Source organism: Pseudomonas sp. AFG_SD02_1510_Pfu_092 (assembly GCF_003331055.1).
GTDB lineage: Bacteria > Pseudomonadota > Gammaproteobacteria > Pseudomonadales > Pseudomonadaceae > Aquipseudomonas.
This window is the reverse complement of sequence record NZ_PUQD01000002.1, coordinates 68,241-82,899: the sequence shown is the minus strand read 5'-3', so window position 1 is coordinate 82,899 and position 14,659 is coordinate 68,241. Positions and strand designations below refer to the sequence as shown.

Below are 14,659 nucleotides of genomic sequence, written 5' to 3'. Positions count from 1 at the left end.
TTCGCGGGTGAACCCGCTCCCACAGGGGACTGCACGGCGTTTGATAGCTGTGTAAATCCTTGTGGGAGCGGGTTTACCCGCGAAAGGGCCGGCGCAGGCGCAGCCCTTTCAGAATCAGCCCCGTCCCGACATCAGAAGTGCACGCTGGTGGTCAACAATGCCGTCCGCCCCGCCGCCTGGTTGGCGAAGTGGGTGGAGAAGGCCTTGTCGTAGTACACCTCGTTGGTCAGGTTCTGCACGTTCAGCTGCAGGTCGACGTTCTTGGTCAGCTTGTAGGCGGCCATGGCGTCGTAGCGGACGTAGCTGTCGACCATGGTGGTGTTGGCCACGCTGCCGTACACGTCATCCACATAGAACGCCCCGCCACCAACGGTCAGCTTCGGTGTAATGGAATAGGTGGTCCACAGGCTGGCGCTGTTGTTCGGCGTGTTCGGCAGCTGGTTGCCGTCGTTGGCCTTGTTCACCGCGCCGCCGTCGATCTGGCGTGCTTCCATGTAGGTGTAGCCGGCGAATACCTGCCACTTGTCGGTGATCTTGCCGCTGGCCGACAGTTCGATGCCTTGCACGCGGGTTTCGCCGACGTTTTCGTAGGTGGTGGTGTCCACCTGAACGCGGGCGTTTTCCTTCTCGGTGCGGAACAGCGCGGCGGCCAGAGACAGGCGCTGGTCGAACAGGTCCCACTTGGTACCGATTTCGTAGTTGGTGGTTTCTTCCGGCTCCAGGTCGCTGCTCAGCAGGTTGCCGGCGCGGTCGGTGGTGTTGCCCAGCGGGTTGCCCTCGGTACCTTCGCCCAACATCGCCCCGGGTGGCGTTGCCGAGGTTGCGTAGGAAACATAGATGCTGCCGTTCTCGGCCGGCTTCCACACCAGGCCCAGCTGGCCGGTGACGAACTCGCTGGTATCCTTGCCTTTGGAAACCACGCCCTTGCTGTTGACCACGGTGGCGCCGGTGGCGTCGTAGGTGCGGTACTGGGTATCGAAGTGGTCGTAACGCAGGCCCATGTTCAACAGCCACTCGGGCGTCAACTCGAGCGTGTCGAACACGTAGATTGCACGGGTGTTGCTTTTGGTGTCGGTGCCCGCATAGTTGCGTGCAATGCTGCCGTTCCACGGATCGTCCGGGTTCGGGTTGCTCAGCGACGTGCAGTTGTAACCGCTGTTGGCACCGATCATGCCTGGGGTGCAGTTGGTGTTGGCGCTACCGCCCGGCACGGTGTCGGTATCGACGGTGTAGCTCGAACGCTTGCTCTCTTCACGGCTCAGCTCGATACCGGTGGAGAAGCTGTTCTTCATGCCGCCCAGATAGAACTCGCCGAACAGGTCGGTCTGGTTGGTGGTGGTGGCGGTGTTGCCGACGCGGCTGTTGGCACGGCGCCAGACGCTGCCGTTGTTGACGTTGCCCTTGCTGTCGTCAGGCTGGGTGAGGATGTAGTCCTGCATGCTGTTGCCGTGACGCAGGGTGTTCTTGATGGTCAGCGAGTCGGTCAGGTCGTGTTCGATGGCGAAGGTGGCGATGTCTACACGGCTCTTGCGGAAGTCGCGACCGGTCAGGCCATAGAAGTTGTCGCTGTCGCCGCCGTCGTATGGCTTGCTCGGGTGTGCCGAGGTGCGTGCGGCGCTGCCACCGGTCGGTATGGTGTACGGGATGCCGGAATCCGGCAGGTCGTCGCTTTCCAGGTGGTAGTAGTCGAGGTTGACGCGGGTCGGGGTGCCCAGGCCGAAGGCCAGCGACGGGGCGATCCCCCAACGGTCGTAGTTGACCTTGTCGCGGCCGGCGACGTTGCTTTCGTGGGTCATCAGGTTCAGGCGGCCGGCAACGCTGTCGCTGAACTGGTAGTTGCCATCGAAGGTGTAGCGCTGCGTCTGGTCGCTGCCCCAGGTCCAGGCGCCATCCAGCGAGTTGCCCAGGTGTGCGCGTTTGCTCACCAGGTTGATGCTGCCGCCGGCGGCACCACGGCCACCGATGGCCGAGTTCGGGCCCTTGGCCACTTCCACCGATTCGATGGCGAAGATTTCACGGGTTTGCGCGCCCGTGTCACGCACGCCGTCCAGGTAAGTGTCGCCCTGGGCGTCGAAGCCGCGGATGAACGGGCGGTCGCCTTGCGGGTTGCCGCCTTCGCCGGCACCGAAGGTGATGCCCGGCACGGTGCGCAGGGCATCCTGCAGGCTCAGGGCATTGGTGTCCTTGATCACCTGCTGCGGGATCACCGTGACCGAACGCGGGGTGTCCACCAGTGGCGCGGTGTACTTCTGCGAGGAGGCCTTGTCGACCTTGTAGTCGGTGCTGGCCTGTTCAGCCTTGCCGTTGACGCTGGTGGCGTCGAGGGTGATCGCGCTGCTGGCGGCCGGGTCGGCGGCGTAGGCCGACGAGGCGCTCAGGGCGACACCGATGGCGGACACGATCAGGCGTGGTGAACTGACTGCAGATGGTACGTACTGGCGCATTGCTTAGGACCTTCCCCAAGGTGACAAGGCGGCGGATGTTAATGTAAGCAATTGTGACTCACAATTGAGATTCGTTACCATTCGCTAAGAATTTACATTCTTTACAATTTGCCTTTACGGTTTCATCAAGCTGAAACGTCTTAAGCGGCGAATGGGGCTTGTGAAGCGCAAAAGGGAATCAATATCATTGACGCCTTTACATTTTCTGACGGTGCTGCTGCCATGCTGCTTCACATCCCCGGCGTGTTCGACGCCGATGAACTGGCCCGTATCCGCGAGGCGCTGGAGCAGGCCGACTGGGCCGATGGCAAGGTCACGGCCGGTTACCAGTCGGCCAAGGCCAAACACAACCTGCAGCTGGCCGAAGGGCACCCGCTGGCCAAGGAAATCGGCAGCGCGTTGATCGAGCGGCTATGGCAGAACCCGCGTTTCATGTCTGCGGCCTTGCCGCACAAGGTGTTTCCGCCGCTGATCAACTGTTACCGCGAAGGCGGCAATTTCGGCTTCCACATCGACAACGCCCTGCGCCAGCCCAAGGGCAGCCCGGAACGGGTGCGTACCGACCTGTCTTCCACCCTGTTCCTCAGCGACCCGGGCAGCTACGACGGCGGCGAGCTGGTAATCCAGGACACCTATGGCGTGCAGCAGGTGAAGCTGGCGGCCGGTGACCTGGTGCTGTACCCCGGCACCAGCCTGCACAAGGTCAACCCGGTGACCCGTGGCCAGCGCTACGCGGCGTTTTTCTGGACCCAGAGCCTGGTGCGCGAAGACAGCCAGCGGGCGCTGCTGTTCGAGATGGACAATGCCATCCAGCAGCTGACCGCCGATGTGCCGGACCACCCGTCACTGCTGCAGCTGACCGGCACTTACCACAACCTGCTGCGCCGCTGGGCCGAGGTCTGAGCCGTGTCCTATCAGTTGCGGCGTGAGGAAGTGCTGGATGTGGCCGGGTTGCAGGCCATGCTCGAAGCAAGCCCCGGCAAGGCCGCCCAGGCGATCCTGGCGGCGGCGGGGCAGGGCGCGGTCGAGGCGCAGTTGTTGCTGGGGCAGATCCTTCTCGACGGGCGTGGCATCGAAGCGGACGCCAGCGTGGCCCGGCGCTGGTTCGGCATTGCCGCCCAGGGCGGCAGCGCCATGGCGCACAACATGCTGGGGCGTTGCCTGGAGCATGGCTGGGGCGGCAGCGCAGACCTTTCGCAGGCCGCCATCCACTACGCCCAGGCCGCTGATGCCGGGCTGGACTGGGGGCTCTACAACCTGGGCAACCTGTTCGCCACCGGGCGTGGCCTACCGGCCAATCAGGCACAGGCACTGATGTGCTACGAGAAGGCCGCGCACATGGGGCATGCCAAGTCGATGAACCTGTACGGGCGCTACCTGGAGCAGGGCATCGCCACGGCGCCTAGCCCGGCCCGGGCGCTGCGCTGGTATCGGCGTTCGGCCGAGGCGGGGGATTTCCGTGGCATGTTCAGCTTGGCGCTGGTGTTGGTCGAGCGCGGTCAGGTCGCAGAGGCCGCGCCTTGGCTGGAGCGGGCGCGGGTCGAGGGCAACCTGAATTTCCTGCGCGCGGCGCTGGTGACCTTGCAGGGGGCGGGGCCGGTGTTGATGGCGTTTGCGGCGCGGTATGCCGAGGAGATCGAACGGCGCGGAGCTTGAGGTCGCCTGTGCCGGCCCTATCGCCGGCAAGCCAGCTCCCACAGGGATATCATTACCTGCCAGGCTTGCGCTGTACCTGTGGGAGCGGGCGTGCCCGCGAAGAGGCCGGTACAGGAAAGCACCAATGAAAACGGGGCCTTGCGGCCCCGTTCTGCATTACAGGTAGTAGGCTTTCAGCGGCGGGAAGCCGTTGAATTCCACGGCGCTGTAGCTGGTGGTGTAGGCGCCGGTCGACAGCCAGTACAGGCGGTCGCCGATGGCCAGGTTCAGCGGCAGGCCGTACTTGTAGTGCTCGTACATGATGTCGGCGCTGTCGCAGGTCGGGCCGGCGATGACCACTTCTTCGGTTTCGCCTTTCTTCTCGGTCCAGATCGGGAACTTGATGGACTCATCCATGGTTTCGATCAGGCCGGAGAACTTGCCAACGTCGGTGTAGATCCAGCGCTCGACGGCGGTGCGCGACTTGCGTGCCACCAGCACCACTTCGCTGACCAGAATACCGGCGTTGGCAATCAGCGAACGGCCTGGCTCGAGGATGATTTCCGGCAGGTCGTCACCGAAGTCTTCCTTCAGGAAGCGGATGATCTCTTCGGCGTAGGTTTCCAGGCTGTTGGTACGGGTGATGTAGTTGGCCGGGAAGCCGCCACCCATGTTGATCAGCTTCAGCTCGATGCCGTCTTCTTCCTTCAGGCGCTCGAAGATCACCTTGACCTTGGCGATCGCGGCATCCCAGACACTGATGTCGCGCTGTTGCGAGCCAACGTGGAAGGAAATGCCGTAAGGCACCAGGCCCAGGTCACGGGCAAGGATCAGCAGGTCCATGGCCATGTCGGTCTGGCAGCCGAACTTGCGCGACAGTGGCCAGTCGGCAGTGGTCGAGCCTTCGGTGAGAATGCGCACGTACACTTTCGAGCCCGGGGCGGCCTTGGCGATGTTGCGCAGGTCGGCTTCCGAGTCGGTGGCGTACAGGCGCACGCCCTTCTCGTAGAAGTAGCGGATGTCCTTGGACTTCTTGATGGTGTTGCCGTAGCTGATGCGGTCGGCAGTCACGCCGCGGCCGAGCACCTTGTCCAGCTCGTAGATCGAGGCGATGTCGAAGCTCGAACCTTTCTCCTTGAGCAGGTCGATGATCTCGACGGCCGGGTTGGCCTTGACCGCGTAGTACACCTTGGCGAACTCGAAGCCTGCGCGCAGGTCGTCGTAGGCCTGGCTGATCATCTGGGTGTCGATGAGTACGAACGGGGTTTCCTGCTTGTCGGCGAACGCCTTCATTTTCTGGAAGGTGTCACGCGCGAAATAGTCTTCGACCTGGATCGACATGCTCAGGGACTCCATGGGCAAACTGAAAATTTAAGTGGCTGCAAACTGAACGTCCTCCGTATCCCCACTTTGGTTCGCCTACTCAGTACTTGAGCCGGATGGATCGTTTCCAGCATGGACGTTCGGCGCGCACTTTAGGGCGTGAAGAATGCAGAATCAACAGGTAATCCGGGCCTGATCGGCGTGGATCGACGACCCGCCATTTGAATAACCGACTCGTGTGACCGGCTGATGTTCCCCGCAGTGTTTCAAGCGTAAAAAATTGTGGAATGGACGGTGTTGGGACCTTCGCGGGTAAACCCGCTCCCACAGGGTTCTCGTTGCTTCCTGTGGGAGCGGGTTTACCCGCGAAGGGGCCTGTGGTGTTCATATTTATGGCCACATTCCCTGGCACTGCCGTGCATGAAAAAGACGATAAATTTTTTGTTACCGACTGGCGGATTTGCCGGTTTTGATGAGAAACATTACTATTCGCACCCTTATCTGCCTCCCTGATGACCCTGACCGTGTCCGGACCCAAAGGCTTCCTCGACCACTACCATGAGCTGATCGGCACCTGGACGCGCAAGTTGCGCAGTCGACAGCAGGCCGAGGACCTCACCCACGACGCCTTTGTCCGGGTGCTGGAAAACCCGCGCGAGCAGGTTGAACAGCCGCGCGCCTACCTGCACCAGACTGCCCGCAATATTGCCGTGGACGGTTTCCGCCGTGAGGACCGGCGCCAGGCCATGGAGCTGCAAGCCTTCGAACAGTGCCCGGGCGGCGCTGGCGACCCCGAGGCCTACGTGCATGCCCTGGAGCTGGCCGATAGCGTCGAGCGGGCGCTGGCCGAGCTGCCGCTCAATTGCCGGCAGGTGTTCATCTGGCAGAAGCTCGAAGGCCTGACCCAGGCCGAGATTGCCGAGCGCATGGGGCTGAGCAAGAACATGGTCGAAAAGTATATGATCCGCACGCTCCGGCATCTGCGTGAGCACCTGGATGTGTCGGCATGATGAGTCAGGAGACCTTTTCGATGAAACAGCCCGGTACCGATCCCGTCCGCGAGCAGGCGGCGGCATGGTTCGCCCGTGTGCAGGATGCGCCTTGCGATGCCGGGCTGCGCGCGCAGTTGCACACCTGGCTGGAAGGCGATGCGCGGCACCGTGCCGAATACCAACAACTGGCCCGCTTGTGGCAGGCCGCCGACGCCATCCCGCGCCAGCGCCTGGAAGCACTGTGCCAGCCGGCCCCGCTGCGCCAGTTGCCGCGTCGGCGCTTTGTGCGCCAGGCCTTGGCCGCCAGTGTGGCGGCAGTGGCGGTGGCAGTGGCATTGGGCCTTGGCTGGGGCGGTTGGCATTATCAGCAGCTGAATCACCAGGACAGTGTGCACACCGCGTTCAACGAGCGCCGCCAGCTCGCCCTGCCGGATGGCTCGCAACTCGAACTCAATGGCGGCACGCAGCTGCAGGTCGACTTCAGTTCCGGCCAGCGGCATGTGCGGCTGAGTGCGGGCGAAGTGATGTTCACGGTCGCCCACGACAGCGCCAGGCCGTTCGTGGTCGACACTGCCCAGGGCAGCGTGACCGTCACCGGTACCCGTTTCGACGTCCGCCTCGACCCGGCCAGCACCCGCGTGGCGGTGGAGCAAGGCTCGGTACGGGTGCAGGGCAAGGGGCCTTCGCTGGCGCAACTCACGGCTGGCCAGGGTTCGCACATAAATGCACAAGGCCAGGTGGCCGCGCCTTATGCGGTCGATACTGCCGTGCTGACCGCCTGGCGGCAGGGCAAGCTGGTGTTCGACAACGCCACCCTGGCCGAAGTCGTGGCCGAAGTTTCGCGCTACCGCAGCCAGCCGCTGCGGGTCGCCCCCGGCAAAGTCGCCCGCTTGCGGCTGTCCAGCACCTTCAGTACCGACGACACCGACGCGTTGCTGCGGGCGCTGCCGAGCATCCTGCCGGTGGCCATCGAGGCTCACGAAGATGGCTCCCGCGAAATAATCGCGAAATAGATTCAGGTTTTTTTCCGCTCGTTCGTCTTCCCCGCCAGCTGCAACTGCCAAGCATTTTCATTTGCATGCGGTTGGCGTTTATTCGGTATCCCAGGAAGTCTCGACGACGTGAACAACAACAAGCCTTTCCCACGCTTCCGCGCCCTCGCGCTGGCCCTGGCGGTCAGTGCCGTGGCCGTCAACAGCCAGGCCGCAGAGGCCGACAGCTCCATCCAGATCCAGGCCCAGCCGTTGGCTTCGGCGCTGAACCAGCTGGGCCAGCAGACCAACCTGCAGCTGTTCTTCAGCCCCGAGTTGGTGGCGGGCAAGCAGGCCCCGGCGGTGTCTGGCCAGTTGCCCGCCGAACAGGCGCTGCAGCAGTTGCTGCAAGGCAGCGGCCTGACCTACGAGATGTCCCAGGGCACCGTGGTGGTCAAACCGGCCCAGGCGGATGGCACCTTGACCAGCGGTAGCCTGGAGCTGGCGCCTACCGACATCAAGGTGGTCGGTGACTGGCTGGGTGATGCCCAGCAGAGCGTGGTGCAGAACCACCCTGGCGCGCGCACCGTGGTGCGCCGCGAGGCCATGGTGGAGAAGGGCGCAATGAACGTGCGCGATGTGCTGCGCGGCATCCCCGGGGTGCAGGTGCAGGACTCCAACGGCACCGGCGGCAGCGACCTGTCACTGAACGTGGGCGTGCGCGGCCTGACGTCGCGCCTGTCGCCACGCTCCACGGTGTTGATCGATGGGATCCCCGCCGCCTTTGCGCCGTATGGCCAGCCACAGCTGTCGATGGCGCCGATCTCTTCGGGCAACCTCGACAGCATCGATGTGGTACGTGGCGCCGGCTCGGTGCGTTATGGCCCGCAGAACGTCGGTGGGGTGATCAACTTCGTGACCCGGGCGATCCCCGAGAAGGCCTCGGCCGAGCTGTCCACCACCCTGGAGACCTCCCAGCACGGCGGCTGGAAGCATACCGAGTCGGCCTTCGTCGGTGGTACGGCGGACAACGGCATGGGCGTGGCGCTGCTCTACACTGGCGTGAATGGCAACGGTTACCGTGAAAGCAACAACGGCAACGACATCGACGACGTCATCCTCAAGACCCACTGGGCGCCGACCGACGTCGACGAGTTCTGGCTCAACTTTCACTACTACGATGGCCGTGCCGACATGCCCGGCGGGCTGACCCAGGCCCAGTACGACAGCAACCCGTACCAGTCGCTGCGCGACTACGACTACTTCGCCGGCCGGCGCAAGGATGTGTCGTTCAAATGGCAACGGCAGCTCGATGACGCCACCCAGTTCGAAGTGCTGACGTACTACACCGACAGCTTTCGTGGCAGCAGCATTGCCTCGCGCGACATGAAGACCTTGTCGTCGTACCCGCGCAATTACCACACGTTCGCCATCGAGCCACGGCTGTCGCGGATCTTCTTCGCCGGCCCGACCACTCAGGAGGTCAGCGTCGGTTATCGCTACCTGAAAGAAGCGATGCGCGAACAGACGACCCGCCTGGCGCTGATCGACAACGTGCCAACGCCAACCCCGAGTTCCGACGGCCATGTGTTCCAGGACCGCAGTGGCGGTACCGAGGCCAGCGCCTACTACATCGACGACAAGATCGATGTGGGTAACTGGACCATCACCCCGGGCATCCGCTTCGAGCACATCAACACCGACTGGCGCGACCGCCCGGTGCTCGGCGCCAACGGCCAGCCGGTGGCGGAGAAGAAGCGCAGCATTACCAGCAACGAGCCGCTGCCGGCGCTGAGCGTCATGTACCACATTTCCGATGCCTGGAAGGTGTTCGCCAACTACGAGACATCGTTCGGCAGCCTGCAGTACTTCCAGCTGGGGCAGGGCGGTACCGGCAACAGCACGGCCAACGGCCTGGAGCCGGAAAAGGCCAAGACCTACGAAATCGGTACCCGCTATGACAATGGCGGTTTTGCCGGTGAGCTGACGGCGTTCTACATCAACTTCGATGACGAACTGCAGTACATCAGCAACGATGTGGGCTGGACCAACCTCGGCGCGACCAAGCACCAGGGTATCGAGGCCTCGGTGCGTTATGACCTGGACGGGCTGGACCCGCGCCTGGAAGGGCTGTCGGTGAGCGGCGGCTATACCTATACCCGCGCTACTTATGAAGGGGACATTCCTGGCTTCAAGGGCCGTGACCTGCCGTTCTATTCACGCCAGGTGGCCACTGCCGGCGTCCGTTACGCGGTCAACCACTGGACCTGGAACCTGGATGCCTACGCCCAGTCCAAGCAGCGCGCGCCAGGTACCGGGATCAATACCGATGGCAGCTTCAATGGCGACTACATCACCGAGCCGAGTGCCGATGGCCAGTATGGCGATATTCCGGGCTACGTGACCTGGCATGCGCGTGGCGGCTACGAGTTCGGGCCCGAGCTGTCCAACCTGAAGCTGGCGGCGGGGGTGAAGAACCTGTTCGACAAGCAGTATTTCACCCGCTCCAGCGACAACAACGCCGGCATCTATGTGGGTGAGCCGCGGACCTTTTATGTGCAGGCCAGTGTAGGGTTCTGACTTTGCGCAGCCTGCTTCGCGGGTGAACCCGCTCCCACAGGTACCGCGCAGGTATCGAGCCTTGCGCCGGCCCTGTGGGAGCGGGTTTACCCGCGAAGAGGCCGGTTCAGGAAATCACTGCCTCGGCCGGCGACACGATTGAGGTCTTCGCCCCGCGCGAGCGCCCCGAGCTCAGGTACGCCGCAATCGACTCCTGCGTCACCTCGCCCAGAAACACTTGTTCGGCATCCAGCACCGGCAACCACGCCCGGTTGAACTCGTACATGCGCGACAGCAGGATGCGCAAGTGTTCATCATGCGAGGCCGTGGCATTGAACGGCCGCAGGAAGTCGCCACAGGTCCCTTGCTGACGGTGCATGTCGCGTCGGCGCACGTACCCCAGCGCCTTGTTCTGCGCGTCGGTTACCACCACATAGCGGCGGTCGTGCTCGTCCAGCAGCTCCAGTGCCTCGCTTACCAGCGTCTGCGGGCTGACTGATGGCGCGTTGTCCGCGGCATCCTCGGCACGCACCAGCAGCAGGCGCTTCAAGGTGCTGTCCTGGCCGACGAAGTTACTGACGAACTCATCCGCCGGGTGCGCCAGCAGGGTATCCGGATGGTCCAGTTGCAGCAGCTTGCCGGCGCGGAAGATGGCAATCTTGTCGCCCAGCTTGATCGCCTCGTCGATGTCGTGGCTGACCATGATCACAGTCTTGTTCAGCGCCCGCTGCATCTCGAAGAACTCGTTCTGAATCATCTCGCGGTTGATCGGGTCGACCGCGCCGAACGGCTCGTCCATCAGCAGTACCGGCGCTTCTGCCGCCAACGCGCGAATCACGCCGATGCGCTGCTGCTGGCCACCGGACAGCTCGCGTGGGTAGCGTTGCAGGTACTGCTTGGGCTCCAGCTTGATCATGTGCATCAGCTCGCGGGCGCGTTCATGGCATTTGTGCTTGTCCCAGCCAAGCAGGCGCGGCACCACGGTGATGTTCTCCTCGATGGTCATGTTGGGGAACAGGCCGATCTGCTGGATCACGTAGCCGATGTGCCGGCGCAGGGTGACTTCGTCCAGCCCGGTGGTGTCGTCACCATTGATGAACACCTGGCCGGAAGTGGGGGTGATCAGGCGGTTGATCATTTTCAGCGTGGTGCTCTTGCCGCAGCCCGAAGGGCCGAGGAACACGCAGATTTCCCCTTCGTTGACGGTGAGGCTTACCGCGTCGACGGCTTTGACTTCTTTGCCGTTGACGTTGAAGGTCTTGCTGAGGTTCTTCAGTTCGATCATGGGCGCAGTCCTTTTGGGGTCAGGGCACGTTGCAGGGTTTGCAGGAGCAGGTCGGCGATGATCGCCAGCAGGCTGACCAGCACGGCGCCGACCAGCAGCATCGACATGTCGCTGCGGCTGATGGAGGTAAGAATGAGTACGCCAAGGCCGCCGGCGCCGATGGTGGCGGCGATGGTCATGACGCCGATGTTCATCACCACGGCGGTGCGCACGCCGGCAAGAATCACCGGCACCGCGATGGGCAGTTCGACCATGCGCAGGCGCTGGCCGAAGGTCATGCCGATGCCGCGCGCGGCTTCACGGATGCCGGGCTCGACGTTGGTCAGGGCCAGGTAGGTATTGCGCATGATCGGCAACAGCGAATAGAGAAACACGGCGGTGATCGCCGGCAGCGGGCCGAGGCCTTGGCCGAACCTGGAGTAGAACGGCAGCAACAGGCCGAACAGGGCGATGGACGGAATGGTCAGCAGCACGGTGGCACTGGCCTGCAGCGGGCCGGCGAAGGCCGGGAAGCGGGTCATCAGGATACCCAGTGGCACCCCGACCAGAATCGCCAGGCCCACGGCCACGCCGACCAGCATGATGTGTTGCCAGGTCAGTTGCAGTACCTGCGCCCAGTCCAGGTGGTTGAACGTATCGATCAGGTTCATGGCTGGCCCTCGCTGTTCATTGGGTGCTCGCGCAAGAAGGCAGCGGCGACGGCGGTCGGGTTCTGGTGCTCGACATCGACCTTGGCGTTGAGCTGGCGCATGGTCTCGTCGTCCAGTTGCTCGGCCAGTGGCTTGAGCAGGGCGGCCAGCTGCGGGTTGGCATCGAGCACGGCTTTGCGCACCACCGGCGCGGCGGTGTAGTCGGGGAAGTAGTGCTTGTCGTCTTCCAGCAGCTTGATATCGAACGCGTTCAGGCGGCCGTCAGTGGTGTACACCAGGCCGGCGAACACCTGGTTGTTGTGCATGGCGGTGTAGACCAGGCCGGCATCCATCTGACGGATGTTGCGCCGGTCCAGCGGCAGGCCGTACATCTCGCGCAGGCCGACCAGGCCATCGGGGCGGTTGGCGAACTCGGTGTCCAGCGCGACCAGGTGGGTGCGCTGGCTTTCGTTGCGCAATACCTGGTCGAGGTCGCTGATGGTGTTGACCTGCGGGTAGTCCTCGGCCACCTGCCTGGGCAGGCCCAGCGCGTAGGTGTTGCTGAATTTCGACGGCGTCAGCCAGACCAGGTCCTTCTTCGCATCCAGCGCTTTCACCCGGGCGAAGGTGGCCGCGGCATCGGGCAGGCGTTCTTCGATGTGGTTGTACGACACCAGCGACACGCCGGTGTATTCCCACATCAGGTCGAGCTGGCCGGTTTCCTGGGCCTGGCGCGCGATGTTGCTGCCAAGGCCGGTGGTCACGCGGACGTCGAAGCCGTTGGCGCGCAGGTACTGCGCGGTGATTTCGGCGAGTACGGCCTGTTCGGTGAACACCCGCGCACCGATGCGTACCAGCGGTTTTTCGGCCGCTTGGGCAAATCCGGCGAACAGCAGGGCCGCGCCCAGCAGCAAGGCGATTGTCTTGTTCATGGGTTTCCTATCCTCGTTGGGCCAGGCCACGTTCCAGCCAGCGCTTGCTGGAGAAACTCACTGCGGCATCCAGCACCAGTGCCAGCAGGGCGGTGCAGGCAGCCCCCAGCAACAGCTGTGGCTGGTTGTTCAGGGCGATGCCGGGGAAGATCAGGCTACCCAGGCTGTTGGCGCCGATCAGGAATGCCAGCGGTGCGGTGCCCACGTTCAACGCCAGGGCCACGCGCACACCGCCGACGATGATCGGCACGGCGTTGGGCAGCTCCACCTGCCAGAGCTGCTGGCGCGGGGTCATGCCGATGCCGGTGGCGGCTTCCTTGAGCGAGGCGGGGACGTTTTTCAGGCCCTCGTAGGTGTTGCGCACGATGGGCAGGAGCGAGGCGAGGAACAGCGCGAAGATCGCAGGCCCGGCGCCGATGCCCAGGATACTCAGGGCGATGGCCAGAACGGCCAGGGGAGGGATGGTGTTGCCAACGTTGAACAGCTGCATGAAGCGCTCGGCTTTGTCGACCCTGTGCGGTCGACTCAAGGCAATGCCGGCGGGGATGCCCACGGCCAGCGCCGCCGCCATCGAAGCCAGCACCAGGACCAGGTGCGCTTGCAGGTAGAACCCAAGATCGTCGCGATAACGCGCGATCGTGTCGATGCCGATCCAGTGGACCAGCAGGGCCAGGATGACGAGCACGGTGGCCCATCCCAACAGCCCTTTTCCGTAGCGTTCAGCCACAGCGGACTCCTTGTATTGTCGGCGAGCACACTTCTTGGTTGCCGGCCAATGCTGGCGGCGGGTGGTGTGTTCGCGAGTAGCAGCGTGATGCATGCCGAAGGCTGCGATCAGGCCATGAGCCGAACCCCGTCGGGCTCGAAATTGCTGATGAAACCAGTCCCCAAGCGAAGCGGGTTGCAGGGGAGTGGACGTCTCCGTGGGGGTAAAGGTTCCCATCTGAAGCGGCATTTGGCCAGCGTTAATCACTGGCGGCTTTGGAATATCACGCGAAAAATAAGGGCATTTCCTACATGAAGGCGTTGAATTACCTGCTGTCGAGCCATTTGTCCCGCCAAGCAATATCTGTTTTGAAAATCTCTCGGTAATCTACTTGAGGGAATATTCCTTCGGGGGTATTTTGGCTGTGTGGACTATTAGGATGTGCCCAGAATTCAGGATCGAGTTCAAGGCCTTGGCAATGGAGGTTCAAGATGAACTGCTGGCTCAACTCCATTTGCTAGCCTATCGCGGCCCGGCGCTTGGGCGGCCTCGTGTGGACTCCTTGAAAGGCTCAAGGCATTCGAACATGAAAGAGTTGCGATTCAGTGTCGGCGATGGCGTGTGGCGGGTAGCGTTCGCCTTCGATCCATCACGTTGTGCGCTGCTGTTGGTTGCTGGCGATAAAGCGGGCATCAGTGAGCGTAGGTTTTACCGCAGCCTGATCGGTCGTGCTGACGCGCGTTTCGAACGGCACCTGTGTAGAGATTGAATGATGAAAACACTTGATGAGGTTATGAACGAGCTTTCGCCTGAGCGTAGAGCCAGGGTTGAAGCACGCGGTCGTGAACTGATCCGTGAAGAAATGACATTGCAAGCCTTGCGCAGGCAACTGGCAATCACCCAGGAAGGGTTGGCGGAGCGTCTGGATATCCGTCAGGGTAATGTTTCAAAAGTGGAGAAGCGTAGTGACATGTTGATTTCCACCTTGCGCAGCTATGTGGAGGCTCTGGGCGGGACTTTGGAGTTGGTTGCGCATATTCCAGGTCGTCCCCCCGTCACGCTTGACGGTTTCCTAGAGGAGCAGGAACAACGCGCTTAGCTCCTGCGATGGACCGGTTGCGGGAGATCAAATTTTGGTCCAGGCCCAATTTCAGGTATGATATCGCCCCTTTTTAATCCCCCA

General features: G+C 62.8%; 13 protein-coding genes. 7 read left to right on the top strand and 6 right to left on the bottom strand.

Annotated features, from left to right (window positions below):
• Nucleotides 1-131 precede the first annotated feature (131 nt).
• Nucleotides 132-2,444, bottom strand: coding sequence for a TonB-dependent siderophore receptor (locus C6A77_RS01640; protein ID WP_114167743.1), 2,313 nt, complete (start codon nucleotides 2,442-2,444; stop codon nucleotides 132-134).
• A 222-nt stretch (nucleotides 2,445-2,666) separates the two neighbouring features.
• Between C6A77_RS01640 and C6A77_RS01635 the strand changes: the two genes are divergently transcribed.
• Nucleotides 2,667-3,347, top strand: a complete 681-nt coding sequence (locus C6A77_RS01635) for a Fe2+-dependent dioxygenase (protein ID WP_114167742.1) — start codon at nucleotides 2,667-2,669, stop codon at nucleotides 3,345-3,347.
• Nucleotides 3,348-3,350: 3 nt separating this feature from the next.
• Entirely contained in the window at nucleotides 3,351-4,100 is a 750-nt protein-coding gene (locus C6A77_RS01630) for a tetratricopeptide repeat protein (protein ID WP_114167741.1), read from the top strand.
• A gap of 156 nt (nucleotides 4,101-4,256) precedes the next feature.
• On the opposite strand, the gene C6A77_RS01625 is transcribed toward C6A77_RS01630, so the two are convergent.
• Entirely contained in the window at nucleotides 4,257-5,420 is a 1,164-nt protein-coding gene (locus C6A77_RS01625) for a type III PLP-dependent enzyme (protein ID WP_043208127.1), read from the bottom strand.
• Nucleotides 5,421-5,914: 494 nt separating this feature from the next.
• Between C6A77_RS01625 and C6A77_RS01615 the strand changes: the two genes are divergently transcribed.
• The 3 genes from C6A77_RS01615 (at nucleotide 5,915) to C6A77_RS01605 (ending at nucleotide 9,945) form a co-directional block, all read left to right on the top strand.
• A complete protein-coding gene (locus C6A77_RS01615) occupies nucleotides 5,915-6,412 on the top strand; it encodes a sigma-70 family RNA polymerase sigma factor (protein ID WP_114167739.1) in 498 nt (165 codons plus the stop codon).
• 20 nt (nucleotides 6,413-6,432) lie between these two features.
• A complete protein-coding gene (locus C6A77_RS01610; RefSeq protein WP_114167738.1) occupies nucleotides 6,433-7,407 on the top strand; it encodes a FecR family protein in 975 nt (324 codons plus the stop codon).
• Between the two features lie 108 nt (nucleotides 7,408-7,515).
• Nucleotides 7,516-9,945 carry a TonB-dependent receptor gene (locus tag C6A77_RS01605; RefSeq protein WP_114167737.1) on the top strand — a complete coding sequence of 810 codons (2,430 nt, stop codon included), beginning with the start codon at nucleotides 7,516-7,518 and terminating at the stop codon, nucleotides 9,943-9,945.
• A gap of 106 nt (nucleotides 9,946-10,051) precedes the next feature.
• Here C6A77_RS01605 and C6A77_RS01600 read toward each other — a convergent pair whose 3' ends face one another.
• From C6A77_RS01600 to C6A77_RS01585, 4 genes are read right to left on the bottom strand one after another with little or no spacing between them, the layout of a single operon-like run.
• Entirely contained in the window at nucleotides 10,052-11,209 is a 1,158-nt protein-coding gene (locus C6A77_RS01600; protein ID WP_114167736.1) for an ABC transporter ATP-binding protein, read from the bottom strand.
• Complete coding sequence (locus C6A77_RS01595) at nucleotides 11,206-11,859, bottom strand: ABC transporter permease (RefSeq protein ID WP_114167735.1); 654 nt, start codon at nucleotides 11,857-11,859, stop codon at nucleotides 11,206-11,208. Before C6A77_RS01595 ends, C6A77_RS01600 begins: the two co-directional genes overlap by 4 nt.
• The gene (locus tag C6A77_RS01590) at nucleotides 11,856-12,770 is read right to left on the bottom strand and encodes a glycine betaine ABC transporter substrate-binding protein (protein WP_114167734.1); all 915 of its coding nucleotides are present in this window, start codon (nucleotides 12,768-12,770) and stop codon (nucleotides 11,856-11,858) included. The genes C6A77_RS01595 and C6A77_RS01590 overlap by 4 nt, the downstream gene beginning before the upstream one ends.
• A 7-nt stretch (nucleotides 12,771-12,777) precedes the next feature.
• Nucleotides 12,778-13,497, bottom strand: coding sequence for an ABC transporter permease (locus C6A77_RS01585; RefSeq protein ID WP_114167733.1), 720 nt, complete (start codon nucleotides 13,495-13,497; stop codon nucleotides 12,778-12,780).
• A 418-nt stretch (nucleotides 13,498-13,915) separates the two neighbouring features.
• Here C6A77_RS01585 and C6A77_RS01580 point away from each other — a divergent pair, with 418 nt between their 5' ends.
• Together C6A77_RS01580 and C6A77_RS01575 are read left to right on the top strand one after the other, a co-directional pair.
• Entirely contained in the window at nucleotides 13,916-14,245 is a 330-nt protein-coding gene (locus C6A77_RS01580; RefSeq protein WP_114167732.1) for a type II toxin-antitoxin system RelE/ParE family toxin, read from the top strand.
• Entirely contained in the window at nucleotides 14,246-14,575 is a 330-nt protein-coding gene (locus C6A77_RS01575) for an XRE family transcriptional regulator (RefSeq protein ID WP_114167731.1), read from the top strand. It begins immediately after the preceding gene.
• Nucleotides 14,576-14,659: the final 84 nt, after the last annotated feature.

Coding starts and splice junctions, on each gene's coding strand:
- C6A77_RS01640 (WP_114167743.1), bottom strand. CDS start 2,444: ATGCGCCAGTACGTACCATCTGCAGTCAGTTCACCACGCCTGATCGTG.
- C6A77_RS01635 (WP_114167742.1), top strand. CDS start 2,667: ATGCTGCTTCACATCCCCGGCGTGTTCGACGCCGATGAACTGGCCCGT.
- C6A77_RS01625 (WP_043208127.1), bottom strand. CDS start 5,420: ATGTCGATCCAGGTCGAAGACTATTTCGCGCGTGACACCTTCCAGAAA.
- C6A77_RS01615 (WP_114167739.1), top strand. CDS start 5,915: ATGACCCTGACCGTGTCCGGACCCAAAGGCTTCCTCGACCACTACCAT.
- C6A77_RS01610 (WP_114167738.1), top strand. CDS start 6,433: ATGAAACAGCCCGGTACCGATCCCGTCCGCGAGCAGGCGGCGGCATGG.
- C6A77_RS01600 (WP_114167736.1), bottom strand. CDS start 11,209: ATGATCGAACTGAAGAACCTCAGCAAGACCTTCAACGTCAACGGCAAA.
- C6A77_RS01595 (WP_114167735.1), bottom strand. CDS start 11,859: ATGAACCTGATCGATACGTTCAACCACCTGGACTGGGCGCAGGTACTG.
- C6A77_RS01590 (WP_114167734.1), bottom strand. CDS start 12,770: ATGAACAAGACAATCGCCTTGCTGCTGGGCGCGGCCCTGCTGTTCGCC.
- C6A77_RS01580 (WP_114167732.1), top strand. CDS start 13,916: ATGTGCCCAGAATTCAGGATCGAGTTCAAGGCCTTGGCAATGGAGGTT.
- C6A77_RS01575 (WP_114167731.1), top strand. CDS start 14,246: ATGATGAAAACACTTGATGAGGTTATGAACGAGCTTTCGCCTGAGCGT.